Source organism: Peribacillus sp. B-H-3 (assembly GCF_048572925.1).
GTDB lineage: Bacteria > Bacillota > Bacilli > Bacillales > DSM-1321 > Peribacillus.
On record NZ_CP183879.1, the window covers coordinates 202,182 to 219,196 of the forward strand.

Consider the following 17,015-nt stretch of genomic DNA (forward strand, 5'->3'; position numbering starts at 1 on the left):
ATAAACTAGCTTTGCAACTGTTTAATAGAGAATACTAAGAACGTTTTGTTCCTTGAGGGTTCTTTTTCATTTCTTCCTCAAGCTTGGCAAAGAATTCTTCATTGCCCTTTGTTTGTCTCAAGCGGCGCAGAAACTTCTCAGCAAAGTCCGGTGTATCGGACATCGTTTTTCGGATGGCCCATAGCTTATCAAGACGATCCTTGGGTATGAGAAGCTCTTCCTTCCGGGTACCGGAACGGCGGATGTCAATGGCAGGGAAGATGCGTTTCTCTGCAAGAGAGCGATCCAGGTGAAGCTCCATATTTCCTGTTCCCTTAAACTCCTCATAAATCACATCGTCCATCCGTGAGCCTGTTTCCACTAGGGCTGTGGCGAGGATGGTCAAGCTGCCGCCTTCTTCAATATTCCTCGCTGCCCCAAAGAAGCGTTTCGGACGATGGAAGGCTGCAGGATCAATTCCGCCTGACAGTGTACGGCCGCTCGGCGGAATGACAAGGTTATAAGCGCGCGCAAGACGAGTGATGCTATCCATTAAAATGATGACATCACGCTTATGCTCAACAAGGCGCATGGCTCTTTCCAGAACAAGCTCTGCCACTTTAATGTGGTTTTCAGGAACTTCATCAAAAGTGGAACTGACCACATCCCCAGCAACAGAACGCTCAATATCGGTCACTTCCTCAGGGCGTTCATCAATCAGCAGAACGATCAATTCAGCTTCCGGGTGATTGGTTGTGATTGAGTTTGCAATCTCTTTGATCAGCATCGTTTTGCCGGCTTTTGGAGGCGCAACGATTAATCCCCTCTGCCCGAATCCAACCGGTGCAAGAACATCCATAATCCGCGTCGATATATGTTTCGGCTCGGTTTCAAGCTTGATTTGGCGATCCGGGTAAAGAGGAGTCAATCCCGGAAAATGGACACGTTCTTTAGCCGATTCCGGGTTGTCCCCGTTCACAGCCTCTACGTGCAGAAGTCCGTAATACCGTTCATTCTCCTTAGGAGGCCTTACTTTCCCCGACACCTTATCTCCATTGCGAAGATCAAATCTTCGAATTTGTGATGCGGAAATGTAAATGTCCTCAGAGCTCGGAGAATAGTTGATTGGGCGCAGAAAACCAAAACCCTCTGAAGGGATGATTTCAAGAACACCTTCCATGAAAAGCAGCCCGTCTTGTTCCGCCTGGGCTTTAAGTATTGCAAAGATAAGCTCTTTTTTCGATAATTTGCTGTAATAGGAAACTTTATACTGGCGGGCATGCTCGTATAAGTCCTTTAGCTTCATCGTCTCTAAATTAGAAATTGTTAAATTCATTATGACACCACACTTTATTTAATTAAAACGTTTACACCCGCTTCGAGAAAGAAGAATTTGGATAGTAAAAATTTATTTTTTATTTGCCAGTAAGGCTTTTTTCCTTTTGAAGAAGAGATATTTACTTTCTTACATGTTAAAGAAGAAGTTAATTGAAGGCTTCTTGAAGTTAGGAGTAGTAAGCAGGATTTCTTTTTAAAAAAACTTTTGAAAACAAAACCTATTGTACTTTTTTTGCTTTAATTATTCAACTTTTATTTTTTTACAGCGAAAGCGAGCGATAAAATCCGCCCGCTTTTTTTGACAGGAAGGGACGGCGCCCTTATCCGGCAGCAGCGCTTCCCGTCTTGATATATAAAGGATTCGCTGCAGGATCAAGTGACATCCTGCAGCAGCCAGTTGTATATTCAGGAAATCAGTAATTGGAAAGATTTGGCTTCCTTTTCAGACTGTGCCTTCCATCAATGAAGCGGACCGTCCCGGATTTGGCACGCATGACAAGGGAATGTGTGATGCCGTGCTGGCCTTTAAACTGAACGCCTTTCAGCAGCTCACCGTCTGTTACACCTGTTGCAGCAAATATAGCATCATCACCGCGCACAAGGTCTTCCATCCTCAAGGTGCTGTTTACATCCAGTCCCATTTTGATGCATCGCTCTAACTCTGCATCGCTCTGAGGCAGCAGTTTCCCCTGTATTTCCCCGCCCAGGCACTTTAGGGCTACGGCAGCTATAACTCCCTCAGGAGCTCCGCCAGAGCCAAACAGAATATCTACGCCTGTCATGTCAAAGGCCGTATTGATGGCACCGGCAATATCACCTTCGTTAATGAGCTTGATGCGCGCTCCGGCTTCTCTTAACTCATGGACGATATCTGCATGGCGGTCCCTGTTCAATACAGTGGCCACTACATCTTCAATATCTTTGTTTTTAGCCTTTGCCACTGCTTTAAGGTTGTCCAGAACCGAGGCATTAATATCGATTTGGCCAACTGCTTCAGGGCCAACTGCAATTTTATCCATATACATATCAGGGGCATGCAAAAGGTTTCCGTGATCTGCAATGGCAAGCACAGCCAGCGCATTCCACCCTCCTGCAGCTACGATGTTCGTTCCTTCGAGCGGATCTACCGCAACATCAACAAGCGGCCCGGTGCCTGTGCCAAGCTTTTCTCCTATATACAGCATCGGCGCTTCGTCCATTTCCCCTTCACCGATCACCACTGTACCCTGCATTGGAATCGTGTTGAATACATCCCGCATGGCAGTAGTAGCTGCATCATCCGCTTCGTCTTTTTTGCCTCTTCCCATCCAGCGTGCTGAAGCCAATGCTGCCAACTCAGTCACCCGGACAAGCTCCATTGATAGACTTCTTTCCATGTGAGAATCCCCCTAAGTATGTCTAATCTGATTTTTCACGTAAATTAGTATAACACAATAAAGCGAGTACTGTAACACAAATAGATTTAGCGGAAGGTAGGAGATACCGTTTACGCCTTAATGCTTCAGCTGTTCTAATTCAAGAGCAGTCATCTTCTCGCGCCAGATCGTGGCACCAAGTCCTGACAGCTTTTCTACAAGGTGGCTGTATCCGCGGTCAATATGTTCCACACCTGTTACCTCGGTGATTCCTTCTGCCATAAGGCCGGCAATGACAAGAGCCGCACCTGCCCGCAAATCACTTGCTTTTACCTTTGCACCCTGCAGCTGTATCGGTCCATTAATAATGGCAGCCCTTCCTTCCACCTTAATGGAAGCGTTCATTCTTCTCAGCTCGTCAATATGTTTAAAGCGCGCTCCATATATCGTATCCGTGACGACGCTTGAGCCTTCCGCCTTTGTCAGTAAAGACGTGAACGGCTGCTGCAGATCAGTTGGAAATCCAGGATATACAAGGGTTTTTATATCTACTGACTTGAATTTTTGCCCTGGTGAAACAAAAATCTGGTCATCTCCCGCTTCTATATTTACGCCCATTTCCCTAAGCTTTGCTGTCAATGATTCAAGATGCTGCGGAATGACATTATCAATCAGGATTCCATCTCCCGCTGCTGCTGCCAGGATCATGAAGGTTCCAGCTTCAATCCGGTCCGGAATGATTGTATGCTTACACCCGCTTAGTGATTCGACACCATCAATTCTGATAATATCCGTGCCCGCTCCTTTGATTTTCGCGCCCATATTTGTCAGAAGGGTCGCTACATCAATGATTTCGGGTTCCTTGGCGGCATTTTCAATAACGGTGCGGCCTTTAGCCAGCACAGCAGCAAGCATGATATTGATGGTTGCACCGACACTTACAACATCAAGGTAAATCCTTGCCCCTCTTAACTCGTCCGCTCTCAGGTAAATTGCTCCCTGCTCATTGGTCACCTGTGCCCCAAGCGCTTCAAAGCCTTTGATATGCTGATCGATCGGGCGCGGTCCCAAGTGACAGCCACCAGGAAGCCCAATCACTGCCTTTTTGAACTTGCCAAGCATGGCGCCCATAAGGTAGTAAGAGGCACGAAGCATCTTCACACGCCCATTTGGGAGCGGCATGGAAATCATTTTGCCCGGGTCGACTGTCATTTCTCCATCCTTGAATTCAACCTCTCCTCCTATTTCTTCAAGAAGAGACTTTAATGTCTGCACATCCGATATATCAGGAAGGCCCTCAATCGTAACTGGGGAATCTCCCAGGATTGTAGCTGGAATAAGAGCAACTGCACTGTTTTTAGCACCGCTGACGCGAATATTTCCTTTTAGAGGATATCCTCCGGCAATTTTAATTTTTTCCATGTTAATACTCCCTTCTACGCTATGCACTGAAGAAGATAGGCTAATGAAAGGCCTGAATGCATCAGGCATTTTTTCCCAAAAGCCTTTTTTCCAAAAACCGACATCATTCATGTTCTATTGTAATAGTTTACACAAAAATAGAAAAGTCATGTAAAAAAATGAAAAAATTTTACATTTTTGCAGAATATAAGGAAGAATATACAGAAGGGTATGTTAGGGAGAGTGCTAATCTCCTGAAAAGAAGGTGCCTTTTCACTCAAGGAATCGTTAATATTATCATTCGGCACACTAATGAAATCTCCTTTGCACCCTTTTGCATTGAGCAGAATACTTTTGCGGCAGCAGGAATCGCTGCATTTGCTGCTTCAAAATCAATCTTGATCTTCTGATTCAGGCATTGATAAAAAATTCCTCTTCGTTTTCATAAGCATTCAGTTCAATTAAGTGTACAGGATGCGAAGCCGGATTTCCATTTATCGGGATTGCATAAAATAAAAAAGCCCATCCCTTCCTGCCGGATGCGGAGCAATTGTGCAGAGGCTGCCAATAATTCCTAGGCTTGAAGGGAGAGGCTCTATATACGAGAATTGGAATAAAATGATTTACGCCTTGCCGTCAGAACCGAATTCACGGATTTTCGCGATAACGGTCTCCTTGATCGCTTCACGGCCCGGCCCCATATACTTCCGGGGATCGTAAACCTTCACATCTTTGGTTAATATTTCTCTTACAGCATGTGTAAACACGAGCTGATTTTCCGTATTCACATTAATTTTTGAGGTGCCAAGGGAAATCGCCCTCTGGATGTCTTTAAGCGGTATGCCTGTGCCTCCGTGAAGGACAAGCGGGGTATTAGTCAAGTCCCGCACTTCTTCCATTTCTTTAAAGCCCAGATTAGGATCACCCTTATATGGGCCATGAACAGATCCCAGTGCAGGAGCGAAACAGTCAACTCCGGTTTGTTTAACGAGCTCCTCACATTCTTTCGGGTCCGCGTAAATGACTCCATCTGCAACAATGTCGTCTTCCTGTCCGCCAACCGTTCCTACCTCAGCTTCTACTGAAACATTTTTGGAATGTGCATATTCTACAACTTTTTTAGTCTCTTCGATATTCTCTTCAATTGGATGGTGGGAAGCATCTATCATTACTGAAGTAAAGCCTGCATCAATGGCCTTTTTACAGTTTTCGAAGCTTGAACCATGATCTAGATGAATGGCAACAGGAACCGTGATTTCCATATCTTCAAGTAAGCCTTGAACCATCATGACCGTTGTTTTGAATCCGCCCATATGACGGGCAGCGCCTTCTGATACACCAAGGATTACAGGAGATTTTTCTTGTTCAGCAGCAGCTAAAATTGCTTGTGTCCATTCAAGGTTATTAATATTGAATTGGCCTACAGCATATTTTTCTTCAAGAGCTTTGTTGAGCATTTCTTTCATGGATACTAAAGGCATGTAATTTCCTCCTACCAGTCATTAATCCTGCAAGTTAGCATTCTATCTAGATATTACATCCGGCTTTCTTTCGGCACCGCCAATCGGCCGAGTAATACCGTTCCATCTTAAGCATATCAAGATGATCCCAAAACAGCAACAAATAATCTGAACTGTTATATTAGAGGCTAAATTCAGAAAAAAACCTTAAAAAACGGCAATCTTATAAAAAGAGAGCCGCGGGCTTTGAGCATATTTTCTATTTCCCGATGAATGGCAAAGATTAATTAGATTTGACAGGCAGATATTCCCTTACCGCTGCCCGGATATCATCAATGTCAAAAGGTTTGGCAAAGTGTGTCATTGCGCCAAGATCCTTCGCTTCCTGTATCATATCCAGTTCACCATAAGCAGTCATGATGATTACCCGGATATCAGGATCGACTTGTTTCATACGCTTCAGAATTTCAATTCCATCCATCCCCGGTATTTTCATATCTAATAGCACCAAATCTGGAGAATGGGTATTCACTACATCCAGGGCCTGAATTCCATTTGCAGCCTGAAAGGTTTCGTAGCCCTCTTTATGAAGCACTTCATTGAGCAAAATTCTAATCCCGAATTGGTCGTCAACAATTAATATTTTTCCTTTCATTCTCTCACCTCTTTCTTATTTGAAGGCTCTGCTAAATTTTCCTGCTGATTCTTCCGGCTCAAGACATCAGGGGCTGCGCAAGCCAGCTCCAGCTTGGGTCCTGCAGGGTCTCTCCTGCCGCGCTATTTCCACAGGAGTCAAACGAACCCGCTTAATCAACAAATGTAACCTAACAAAGCCTAAAGCCTATTTGAAAGAATTACGACCTCATTTGCAGCCTTAGCTTCAATTATTTTCTTTTATGCATCAAATCGCGCTGCCAAAACGTGAAGCTAATTCCAGCTATTTTACTTTTAATGTATTAGTCCTTTTTCAATAATTCGCCAAATGTCAGCAAATTCCTTCTTTCTCCTATCCCAAATTGAAAAATAAAGCTATTTTTCAATTTCCCATATTAAGAGAGGCAGTAAACTCTTTTTACATACTTAAAACTCATCAGGAAGGGGGAGCCATGAAAATTTGTTCAGCTGGATGTTCTCCAGCTTCATTTTCCAGGAATCATAAAAACTGCTTCGCTTCCGTAAAGATTGCCTTTGTTCTATAATAATATCATCATTGAGATTAAAGGAGATTTTCTATGCTTAAAATGTTCTCCACCCAGCTTACTGGGGTATTTAAGAAATTAATGGATGAAGAAAGCTTTAGCTTTGAAGACAGTGCCCGTTTGCTCGCTCAAGCTGCCATCGGCGACGGTACCATTTATATACACGGAACGGGCGAAATGAAAGGAATCCTTGCAGAAGCATTCGATGGACCTGAAATTTTCCCTCATGCCAAACCTTACGATACGGCATCTGGCAGCCCTGCCCTGACTATTGAAGACAGAGTACTCATCTTCACAAGATATGCCAATGATCCAGAAGCACTTTCACTGGCAAAAACCCTCAGGGAACAGCACATCCCAACTGCAGCCGTTTCTTCCATCATAGCAGATGACGAGCAATCATTAGAGAAAGTTACAGATGTTCATGTTGATCTAAGACTCAAAAAAGGGCTCCTCCCTGATGAAACAGGCGGCAGGTACGGATACCCTTCACTAATGGCTGCCCTCTTCGCCTATTACGGAATTAAATTCACCCTGGAGGAAATATTACAAGAGTACGAGGAGGAATAAAAAGCGCAAGCGCCTGTTCAGCTCGCGAAGCAAATAGGGTTTTGGCCTTAGAAGGCGCCCTTTGCCTTCTGAGGACAAAACATCTTTTGCACAGCGAGCTAGGCGCTGGAGCTGGATTAAATAAAAAGCGCAAGCGCCTGTTCAGCTCGCGAAGCAAATAGGGTTTGGCCTTAGAAGGCGCCCTTTGCCTTCTGAGGACAAAACATCTTTTGCACAGCGAGCTAGGCGCTGGAGCTGGATTAAATAAAAAGCGCAAGCGCCTTGCATAGCGGAACAAAAAAATACCCCTCATCCAGTGTTTTCCTGGATGAGGGGTATTTTTAAACTGTCAATCAGTCAGAATGATTATTTTTCCCTGAATTGCAGGGATGCCTCAACAAAGTCGCGGAATAGCGGCTGCGGGCGGGTTGGGCGTGAGATAAATTCCGGATGGAATTGTGATGCCACAAACCATGGGTGATCCTTCAATTCGATAATTTCCACTAGTCTGCCGTCAGGGCTAGTTCCAGAGAAAATGAATCCAGCTGTTTCCATGGCCTGGCGATAGTGGTTATTGAATTCAAAACGGTGGCGGTGGCGCTCATAAACTACTTCGTCCTGATAAGCAGCATGAGCTTTAGTGCCTTCTGTCAACTTACATGGATATAATCCAAGACGAAGGGTGCCTCCCAAGTCTTCAACATCCTTTTGTTCAGGAAGAAGATCGATGATCGGGTCCGGTGTTTCCAGATTAATTTCCGCTGAATGCGCACCTTCAAGTCCAAGCACATGGCGGGCATATTCTACTGATGCCAGCTGCATGCCAAGGCAAATGCCAAGGAATGGAACCTGATTGATCCTTGCATACTCGATGGCTGAAATCTTTCCTTCAATTCCCCGGTCGCCGAAACCTCCAGGAACAAGGATGCCGTCAGCATCTCCAAGTAGTTCGTTCACGTTTTCTCTTGTCACTTCTTCCGCATTTACCCATTTGATATCAATATCTGAATCAAAAGTGTAACCAGCATGTTTTAACGCTTCTACTACAGAAATGTATGCATCCTGCAGCTCAACGTATTTACCTACAAGAGCAATTTTAGTTGTCTTGGAAAGGGAAGTCACTTTTTCAACTAGCGCCTTCCACTCTGTCATTTCAGCTTCCTGGCAATCCAGCTTCAAGTGGTCGCACACAATCTGGTCCATTTTCTGCTGCTGAAGTGCAAGCGGGATGGAATAAAGAGTATCAGCATCTTCACATTCAATAACAGAATTTGTGTCTATATCACAGAATAGGGCAATTTTGTCCTTCATATCCTGTGAAATCGGCATTTCTGTACGAACCACAATGATATTTGGCTGAATGCCAAGGCTGCGAAGCTCTTTAACACTATGCTGGGTCGGCTTTGTTTTCAGCTCACCTGCAGCTTTAATGTAAGGAACAAGCGTACAATGGATGTACATAACATTATCGCGGCCAATATCACTCTTGATCTGGCGAATAGCTTCAAGGAATGGCAGGGATTCGATATCTCCGACTGTTCCGCCGATTTCTGTGATTACAACGTCTGCATTTGTTTCATGCCCGGCACGGAAAACACGGTCTTTGATTTCATTTGTAATGTGGGGGATAACCTGGACCGTTCCTCCTAAATAATCTCCCCTCCGCTCTTTTCTAAGAACCGTAGAGTAGATTTTACCTGTCGTTACATTGCTGTGCTTTCCAAGGTTGATATCGATAAACCTTTCATAATGGCCAAGATCCAAATCTGTTTCAGCGCCATCGTCGGTTACGAATACCTCTCCATGCTGATAAGGGCTCATTGTCCCAGGGTCTACGTTAATGTATGGATCGAATTTCTGGATCGTAACATTTAGCCCTCTATTTTTTAATAATCTTCCTAATGAAGCTGCTGTAATTCCTTTTCCCAGGGAAGAAACTACTCCGCCTGTAACAAAAATATATTTTGTCATCATATATCCCCCTTCAAGTTTTTCAATGATTGCCTGTCCCAAAAAGACTGTCCTAAAGAAACCGATTATGAATTCTCAAATAGTTTTTCCATAAAAAGAGAATTCATTTCTAAAAAACAAAAAAATGATGTTTTTTGAATGTATCAGTCATTCATCCATCATTTGTTTATCCCTGCTATTTCTGCTTATCTTATTTTGAAAAACAAAAACGCTCCGCTTACAAAAGTAAGGGAGCGGTATAATTTATCAACGTGTCCTTTTTTAAGGAGCCCAAAAATGATTCTACAAATTTCGATGATAAAAGTCAAGCACTTCTTATTTTTCTTTTTCCTTATCATCCAAATCTTCTTCGTCTTCATCCTGGTCTTCTTCATCATCTTCGTCGATATCAAACTCTTCATCTTCAATAATGTCTTCATCAATATCTTCTTCATCTTCATCATCATCTTCTAAAAGATCGTCATCTTCATCCTCATCGAGGCCATCATCCAGAAGATCATCTTCATCTTCGTCTAAATCATCAATATCTTCTTCAAAGTCCAGATCTTCATCCTCAAGCTCTTCGAAGTCATCATCTGCAACTGCAGCTTTTTTGCCTTTTTTCTTCTTAGGCTTAGCTGTATGGACGACTTCCTCTTCAATCTGGTCGAATGGATACCAGGTTTTCAATCCCTAGCGGTAGTCTCCAAGTGATGTAAAGCGGCCATCCACATTCAAATCTGTATAAAATTGTGAAATCCTGCGTTCTTTCTCAGCTTTGCTCATTCCTTGAAGAGCAGTCAGCTCTGCCATAATATCTGAAAAAGATAATGGTCCATTTTTTTCAACAAGCAATTCATAAGTCATTTCTATTAAAGACATTTCTTTTATTTGCTCTTTTGTGAAATTTTTCAAACTCAAAACCAGCACGTCCTTTCTCTATTCCAACAGCCTATATGTTTTCTGCATAAAAAAATAATATACAAGATATAATTTCTGCCATTCTTCGCCCATTTTCAAGGCATATTTATCATTATAAACAATATAATCGTGTTTATGCTAGTTCTATCTTAATCTTTCAGTGATTTTCCGCACCTTTAAATGGGGACAATATCCTTCATTCCATCCAAATTGTTTATGCTGAATCTTCATTCTTGCCTCATCGCCAGGTTTTTATAAGTAAGGCTCCGCACCTCTTGTAATTATTTTCGCTGCAGGAGCCTGCACCCAAGGCGGGTAAATCAGCAATGGCAAAAATCACATAGAACATTAATAGAGTCTAAAAAAAAGCAATGGAAATTCTATTTCCATTGCTTTTTCTATCGATATGGTTTTATCTGGAATTACTTGATGATTTTAGCTGCAGATGTCCATTTTCTGCTTCCATGGCTTTTTTACATATTCCTTCTGTACTGACCGCCAACCTCATAGAGGGCATGCGTGATTTGGCCAAGGCTTGCTGTTTTTACGCAATCCATCAATTCGGCAAAGATATTCTTGCCCTGTACGGCAGCTGCTTTCAATCTTTTTATCGACTCTTCACACTGGCTGCTGTTTGCATTTTGGAAATTACGCAAATTGGTGATTTGCATTTCCTTTTCCTCCCGCGTCGCACGGGCAATTTCCATGCTGTTCATCGCTTCTTCAGACGGAGGATTTGGATTGAGATAGGTGTTCACCCCGATGATCGGAAGTTCTCCGGAATGCTTTTTCATTTCATAATGCATGGATTCATCCTGAATTTTCCCGCGCTGATATTGGGTCTCCATCGCCCCAAGAACTCCGCCTCTATCATTGATCCGGTCAAATTCCTGAAGCACGGCCTCTTCCACCAGATCTGTCAGCTCTTCCATGATAAATGATCCCTGAAGCGGGTTTTCATTTTTGGACAGGCCAAGCTCTTTTGTAATGATCATCTGGATTGCCATCGCCCGCCGCACTGATTCCTCTGTAGGAGTTGTAATGGCTTCATCATAAGCATTTGTATGAAGTGAATTACAATTGTCCTGAAGGGCCATCAGAGCCTGGAGAGTGGTTCTGATATCGTTGAAATCAATCTCCTGAGCATGCAGGGAACGCCCAGAGGTCTGGATATGATATTTCAGCTTCTGGCTCCGCTCATTCGCTCCGTATTTATTCTTCATCACTGTAGCCCAGATTCTGCGCGCCACACGGCCGATTACACTGTATTCCGGATCAAGGCCGTTTGAAAAGAAGAATGATAGATTTGGAGCAAAGTCATCAATATTCATGCCTCTGCTTAAGTAATATTCCACATACGTAAATCCATTTGCCAGTGTAAAGGCCAATTGGGATATCGGGTTTGCGCCTGCTTCAGCAATATGATAGCCGGAAATAGAGACAGAATAATAATTCCGCACTTTCTGATTGATAAAGTATTCCTGGATATCTCCCATCATCCTCAGCGCAAATTCAGTAGAGAAGATACATGTGTTTTGCCCCTGATCTTCCTTCAGGATATCTGCCTGGACTGTCCCTCTGACTGTTTGAAGCGTGAAGGCCTTCACCTCTGCAAATTCCGTTTCTGTCAGCTTCCGCCCAAGCTCATCCTCTTTCTTCTGCACCTGCTGCTCAATAGCCGTATTCATGTACATGGCCAGAATGATTGGTGCCGGGCCGTTGATGGTCATGGATACCGAAGTTGAAGGATGGCACAGGTCAAATCCTGCATAGAGCTTTTTCATATCATCCAGTGTACAGATGCTGACTCCGCTTTCTCCAACCTTTCCGTAAATATCAGGCCGGTAATCCGGGTCCTCTCCGTAAAGCGTTACAGAATCAAATGCTGTGCTTAGCCTTTTTGCATTGTCATCCTTTGAAAGATAGTGGAACCGTTTGTTGGTCCGGTCCGGAGAGCCTTCGCCGGCAAACTGCCTCTTCGGATCCTCTCCCTCTCGTTTAAACGGAAATACACCCGCAGTATAAGGGAAATAGCCAGGCACATTTTCACGGTACACCCAGCTCAGAATTTCGCCATAATCTGCATAGCGCGGAAGAGAAACTTTTGAAATAAGGAGACCTGAAAGGCTTTTTGTTTTTAGCTCTGTGACAATTTCCTTGTCACGGATCTTCGTAACCAGGCGGTCACCGGAATACTTTTCTTTAAACGATGGCCATTCCTTGAGGATTCTCCTTGATTCAGCACTAAGTCCCGAAACCGTCTCTTCTTTTAGTGATTCCAGAGATTGAATGATACTTTCACTGTTTCCCTGCTCTCTAACCGCAGCAATGGCACCTTCCAGCTGAAAAATCCGTCTCGCCACCTGCGACTGCAGCTGTGACTGCTTATGATAGTTCCTTACTGCTTCAGCAATTTCACGCAGATAATATCTTCGGTCATTTGGAATAATCATGTTCTGCTTTTGAACATCAGCATCCTTGGAGAAAGATGTGCCCCAATTTGTTCCCGTTTTTTCATTTACCTTTTCCACCAATGCAGCAAACAGTGCGTTGGTGCCTGCATCATTAAACTGTGAAGCAATGGTCCCATAAACAGGCATCCGGCCAGGATCTTCATCAAAAAGCACATGGCTTCTCTGATATTGCTTCTGAACCTGGCTTTTCGCATCTTCGGATCCTTTGCGCTCATACTTATTAATGACAATTAAATCAGCATAATCAATCATGTCGATTTTTTCAAGCTGAGAAGGCGCCCCAAACTCACTTGTCATCACATACAATGAAACATCGCAAATTTCTGCTATTTCCGCGTCACCCTGGCCGATACCGCTCGTCTCTACGATAACCAGATCATAGCCTGCCGCTTTTACTACTGAAATGGCATCCCTGATGGCAAGGGAAAGCTCGCTTTTGGAATGGCGTGTTGCAAGACTTCTCATATAAACCCGGTTTGAGAAAATAGCATTCATGCGGATGCGGTCGCCAAGTAGTGCTCCGCCGGTTTTTTGCTTGGTTGGATCAATGGAGAGGATAGCTACGGTTTTCTCGGGAATCTCATTAATGAACCTGCGGATCAGTTCATCCGTTAATGAACTTTTTCCGGCACCGCCTGTTCCTGTAATACCGATAACGGGTACTTGATTAGCTGCATTCTTAATTTGCTCAAGAAGACCTTCAGCAGCTGCTGCTGTTTCATCAGCGGCATCCAGCCGGTTTTCAGCGAGTGTTATAAACCTGGCTACAGCCCCTGTATTGCCTGATTTAAGTTCATCCAGCTGTCCGGAAATAGAAGTATTGACTGTCGGGAAGTCGCATTCCTCAAGCATTTTATTAATCATGCCCTGAAGCCCGTTTGTCCTTCCATCCTCCGGCGAAAAAATACGGGCAATCCCATATTCATGAAGTTCATGGATTTCACGGGGAATGATAACGCCTCCGCCTCCTCCATAGATGCGGATATGCGAGGCTCCCCGCTCTTTTAGAAGGTCATACATATATTTAAAATACTCAACATGCCCGCCTTGGTAGGAAGACATGGCAATGCCCTGCACATCTTCCTGGATGGCGGCGCTTACCACCTCTTCAACAGAACGGTTATGTCCAAGATGGATGACCTCCGCCCCGCTTGATTGAAGGATTCTTCTCATGATGTTAATTGAAGCATCATGACCATCAAATAAACTCGAGGCCGTGACAAAACGAATATGATTTTTTGGTTTATAAGCTTCCACTGTGCTCATTTTGCCCCTCCTTAGGGTAAAAGTCAGAATCTGCATTTTTTAAAAATAAACCCTTGATCAGCATTTCAGTCTGAAGTTCAATGTACTCCTCTAACGAAAACATTTTATGGAGAGCCCATCTCCGGAAACTCCACATTTGGCCCTGTACAAATATGTTGTGGGAAACGATTTTTATTTGCTGCTCCGATAATTGAAGCTCGCCATTGTCCACACAACGGGTAATGACCTTCTCAAACATCCCCACCATCTCAAGCTCCTTATTCAGAACATATGGCAGCGCATCCTTTGTTAAGGATTTAACCTCTTGATACATCACAAGAACTTCATCCTGCATATCATCCATCACTTGAAAAAAATAAGAAATTGTCCGCTTCAGGCTTTCAATGGTGCCGCTATTATATTCCAATTCCTTTTGCAGCCTTTCTTTGACCTCATCGTAGATAAAATCGCATACAAGATACAGCACATCTTCCTTTGTCCTTATGTACTCGTAAAGAGTGCCGATGCTAAAACCGGACGCTTTTGCAATTTCACGCGTTGTGGTCCTGTGAAATCCTTTTTCCTTAAACAGTGTTACGGCGCCCTTGATCATTTGATTTCGTCTCATACTGACGAGGCGCTCATCTTTGACAGAGGCATGAACTTCTCTCTTTTTCATACAGCACCACCTTCAGCCTTGATAGATGCCTCTTTCTCTAAAAACGGCCTAAAATGAATCTCCAAGGCGTTAAACATGCAACATTAGCTAAGCAGTGAAACTTCCGCTTGCAGAAGTTTCACTTAAAATGGATGTTATTTTGTGATCATTCTTGAGATAACAAGCTTTTGAATTTCTTGAGTGCCTTCATAGATTTGGGTGATTTTCGCATCTCTCATATAGCGTTCTACCGGATAGTCTTTCGTATAGCCGTAGCCGCCGAACACCTGGACCGCTTCCGTGGTAACTTTCATGGCCGCATCACCGGCAAATAATTTAGACATAGCCGATTCCTTTCCGTAAGGAAGCCCAGCGGATTCAAGCCATGCAGCCTGGTATGTCAAGAGCCTTGACGCTTCAACGCTCGTGGCCATTTCTGCAAGCTTAAAGCCAATCCCCTGCTGTGCTGCAATCGGCTTGCCAAATTGCTCGCGTTCCTTTGCGTAATCGACGGCTGCATCTAATGCCCCTTGAGCTATTCCGACCGCTTGGGCAGCAATTCCGTTTCTTCCTCCATCAAGGGTCATCATTGCAATTTTAAAGCCTTCTCCTTCTTTTCCAAGGAGGTTCTCCTTCGGCACTCTGCAATCTTCAAAAATAATTTCAGTCGTCGGTGATGAACGAATGCCGAGTTTCTTTTCTTTTTTGCCGACACTGAATCCTGCAAAATCTTTTTCCACGATAAAAGCACTCGTGCCTTTTTGTTTGGATGCCGGATCAGTCAGGGCAAACACCACATAGGTATCGGCAATGCCGCCATTTGTGATAAAAATTTTCGATCCATTGAGGACATAATGGTCTCCATCCAGCCTGGCAGTCGTTCTCATGCCGCCTGCATCCGAGCCTGAGCCTGGCTCTGTCAGTCCGTAAGCACCGATTTTTTCTCCCTGTGCCATAGGACGGAGATATTTTTGTTTTTGTTCTTCAGAACCGAATTTATAGATTGGCCATCCAGCAAGCGACGTATGTGCTGATAGAGTCACCCCTGTAGATGCACAGACGCGCGAAAGTTCTTCAACTGCAATGCAATAGGCGAGAAAGTCACTGCCTATGCCGCCGTATTCCTCCGGCCATGGAATGCCTGTCAATCCCAGTTCGGCCATTTTATCAAAAATTTCACGATCGAATCTTTCTTCTTCATCACGTTCTGCCGCTGTCGGGGCCACTTCATTCCTTGCAAAATCACGTACCATTTTACGAATCATTTCATGTTCTTCTGTTAGTTTGAATTGCATCTAAAAGTCCCCCATTATCATATTTTCATTTTCAGTCACTGTTTTATAGGTGCTTGCTGATCACAATCCGCTGTATTTCACTGGTGCCTTCATAGATTTCTGTGATTTTAGCGTCCCGGAAGTATCTTTCAACCGGATAATCCTTTGTATAGCCGTAACCTCCATATACCTGAACAGCCTCGCTTGTAACCTCCACTGCTGTTCTGGATGCAAAAAGCTTGGCCATGGAGGCTTCTTTTCCGCACGGCAGCCCTTGGGACCTTAGATATGCTGCATGATAAACAAGCAGCCTGGCCGCTTCAACACTTGTGGCCATTTCTGCAAGCTTAAAGCCCACTCCTTGAAGATAGGAAATTGGTTTTCCGAACTGCACACGCTCTTTCGCATACTGAACTGCATATTCGTATGCCCCCTCAGCAATGCCGAGTGCTTGGGTGGCAATGCCGATTCTCCCTGCATTCAGATTGGCCATGGCAATCTTATAGCCGTCGCCCTCATCCCCAAGCATATTACCTGCAGGCACTCTCATATCTTCAAATGTAAGCTGGACAGTCCTTGAGCCAAGCAGTCCCATTTTATGTTCATCTTTGCCGATGATTAGCCCTGGTGTGTCTTTTTCTACAATGAATGCTGAAATTCCCCTGCTTTTATCTGAAGGGCTGGTTGAGGCAAAAATAATGTAAATGTCAGCTTCCCCGCCATTTGTAATAAATACCTTGGAGCCGTTAAGCCTGTAATGGCCGTCTTCTTTTAACGCCCGCGTCTTCAGGTTGGCTGCATCAGATCCGGCACTTGGCTCAGTCAAAGCAAACGCGCCTAGATATTCCCCGGAAGCAAGCTTTGGAACGAATCTTTTCTTTTGCTCGTCTGTGCCAAAATAGAGAATCGGATTCGTTCCTACAGAGGTATGGACGGAAAGAATAACACCGACTGTAGGGCTTACCTTGGAGATTTCATGAATCGCAATGATGTACGACATATAATCCATTCCTGCCCCGCCATATTCTTCTGGAATTGGAATCCCCATCAGGCCTAGCTCACCCATTCTTTTAACGATTGATCTTGGAAACACACCCGCTTCCATTTCCTCTATAAACGGCTCGATTTCCTTTTTAGCAAAATCCCGCACCATTTTCCGCATCATGTTTTGTTCTTCATTTAATTGAAAGTTCATACGTGCCTCCCTCAGAT

The 17,015-nt window shown here is 44.1% G+C and carries 11 protein-coding genes and 1 pseudogene; 1 reads left to right on the plus strand and 11 read right to left on the minus strand.

Annotated features, from left to right (window positions below; translation table 11 throughout):
• Positions 1 to 34: 34 nt before the first annotated feature.
• The 5 genes from rho to ACN6MY_RS00900 all read right to left on the minus strand — a co-directional run bounded on the left by rho (position 35) and on the right by ACN6MY_RS00900 (position 6,188).
• On the minus strand, positions 35 to 1,315 hold the full coding sequence (gene rho / locus ACN6MY_RS00880) for a transcription termination factor Rho (protein WP_419882409.1): 1,281 nt from the start codon (positions 1,313 to 1,315) through the stop codon (positions 35 to 37).
• Between the two features lie 415 nt (positions 1,316 to 1,730).
• A complete protein-coding gene (glpX, locus tag ACN6MY_RS00885) occupies positions 1,731 to 2,693 on the minus strand; it encodes a class II fructose-bisphosphatase (RefSeq protein WP_419882410.1) in 963 nt (320 codons plus the stop codon).
• Between the two features lie 117 nt (positions 2,694 to 2,810).
• Positions 2,811 to 4,094 (minus strand): UDP-N-acetylglucosamine 1-carboxyvinyltransferase, encoded by a 1,284-nt coding sequence (locus ACN6MY_RS00890; RefSeq protein ID WP_419882411.1) that lies wholly within the window; start codon positions 4,092 to 4,094, stop codon positions 2,811 to 2,813.
• Between the two features lie 602 nt (positions 4,095 to 4,696).
• Positions 4,697 to 5,554 carry a class II fructose-bisphosphate aldolase gene (locus ACN6MY_RS00895; protein ID WP_419882412.1) on the minus strand — a complete coding sequence of 286 codons (858 nt, stop codon included), beginning with the start codon at positions 5,552 to 5,554 and terminating at the stop codon, positions 4,697 to 4,699.
• Between the two features lie 262 nt (positions 5,555 to 5,816).
• A complete protein-coding gene (locus tag ACN6MY_RS00900) occupies positions 5,817 to 6,188 on the minus strand; it encodes a response regulator (RefSeq protein ID WP_071351064.1) in 372 nt (123 codons plus the stop codon).
• A 577-nt stretch (positions 6,189 to 6,765) separates the two neighbouring features.
• On the opposite strand from ACN6MY_RS00900, the gene ACN6MY_RS00905 reads away from it, so the two are divergent.
• Complete coding sequence (locus ACN6MY_RS00905; protein WP_419882413.1) at positions 6,766 to 7,302, plus strand: DUF2529 domain-containing protein; 537 nt, start codon at positions 6,766 to 6,768, stop codon at positions 7,300 to 7,302.
• A gap of 345 nt (positions 7,303 to 7,647) precedes the next feature.
• Here ACN6MY_RS00905 and ACN6MY_RS00910 read toward each other — a convergent pair whose 3' ends face one another.
• The 6 genes and pseudogenes from ACN6MY_RS00910 to ACN6MY_RS00935 form a co-directional block, all read right to left on the minus strand.
• On the minus strand, positions 7,648 to 9,252 hold the full coding sequence (locus ACN6MY_RS00910) for a CTP synthase (protein ID WP_419884272.1): 1,605 nt from the start codon (positions 9,250 to 9,252) through the stop codon (positions 7,648 to 7,650).
• A 315-nt stretch (positions 9,253 to 9,567) separates the two neighbouring features.
• Positions 9,568 to 10,152, minus strand: a pseudogene (gene rpoE / locus ACN6MY_RS00915) (DNA-directed RNA polymerase subunit delta).
• Between the two features lie 473 nt (positions 10,153 to 10,625).
• The gene (gene icmF / locus ACN6MY_RS00920) at positions 10,626 to 13,892 is read right to left on the minus strand and encodes a fused isobutyryl-CoA mutase/GTPase IcmF (protein WP_419882414.1); all 3,267 of its coding nucleotides are present in this window, start codon (positions 13,890 to 13,892) and stop codon (positions 10,626 to 10,628) included.
• Positions 13,870 to 14,550, minus strand: coding sequence for a TetR family transcriptional regulator (locus ACN6MY_RS00925; RefSeq protein WP_419882415.1), 681 nt, complete (start codon positions 14,548 to 14,550; stop codon positions 13,870 to 13,872). The genes icmF and ACN6MY_RS00925 overlap by 23 nt, the downstream gene beginning before the upstream one ends.
• Before the next feature lie 134 nt (positions 14,551 to 14,684).
• Complete coding sequence (locus ACN6MY_RS00930; protein WP_419882416.1) at positions 14,685 to 15,824, minus strand: acyl-CoA dehydrogenase; 1,140 nt, start codon at positions 15,822 to 15,824, stop codon at positions 14,685 to 14,687.
• A 43-nt stretch (positions 15,825 to 15,867) separates the two neighbouring features.
• Positions 15,868 to 16,998 carry an acyl-CoA dehydrogenase gene (locus ACN6MY_RS00935; RefSeq protein WP_419882417.1) on the minus strand — a complete coding sequence of 377 codons (1,131 nt, stop codon included), beginning with the start codon at positions 16,996 to 16,998 and terminating at the stop codon, positions 15,868 to 15,870.
• Between the last annotated feature and the right edge of the window lie 17 nt (positions 16,999 to 17,015).

Coding starts and splice junctions, on each gene's coding strand:
- glpX (WP_419882410.1), bottom strand. CDS start 2,693: ATGGAAAGAAGTCTATCAATGGAGCTTGTCCGGGTGACTGAGTTGGCA.
- ACN6MY_RS00925 (WP_419882415.1), bottom strand. CDS start 14,550: ATGAAAAAGAGAGAAGTTCATGCCTCTGTCAAAGATGAGCGCCTCGTC.
- ACN6MY_RS00910 (WP_419884272.1), bottom strand. CDS start 9,252: ATGACAAAATATATTTTTGTTACAGGCGGAGTAGTTTCTTCCCTGGGA.
- ACN6MY_RS00930 (WP_419882416.1), bottom strand. CDS start 15,824: ATGCAATTCAAACTAACAGAAGAACATGAAATGATTCGTAAAATGGTA.
- ACN6MY_RS00895 (WP_419882412.1), bottom strand. CDS start 5,554: ATGCCTTTAGTATCCATGAAAGAAATGCTCAACAAAGCTCTTGAAGAA.
- ACN6MY_RS00900 (WP_071351064.1), bottom strand. CDS start 6,188: ATGAAAGGAAAAATATTAATTGTTGACGACCAATTCGGGATTAGAATT.
- ACN6MY_RS00890 (WP_419882411.1), bottom strand. CDS start 4,094: ATGGAAAAAATTAAAATTGCCGGAGGATATCCTCTAAAAGGAAATATT.
- ACN6MY_RS00905 (WP_419882413.1), top strand. CDS start 6,766: ATGCTTAAAATGTTCTCCACCCAGCTTACTGGGGTATTTAAGAAATTA.
- ACN6MY_RS00935 (WP_419882417.1), bottom strand. CDS start 16,998: ATGAACTTTCAATTAAATGAAGAACAAAACATGATGCGGAAAATGGTG.
- rho (WP_419882409.1), bottom strand. CDS start 1,315: ATGAATTTAACAATTTCTAATTTAGAGACGATGAAGCTAAAGGACTTA.
- icmF (WP_419882414.1), bottom strand. CDS start 13,892: ATGAGCACAGTGGAAGCTTATAAACCAAAAAATCATATTCGTTTTGTC.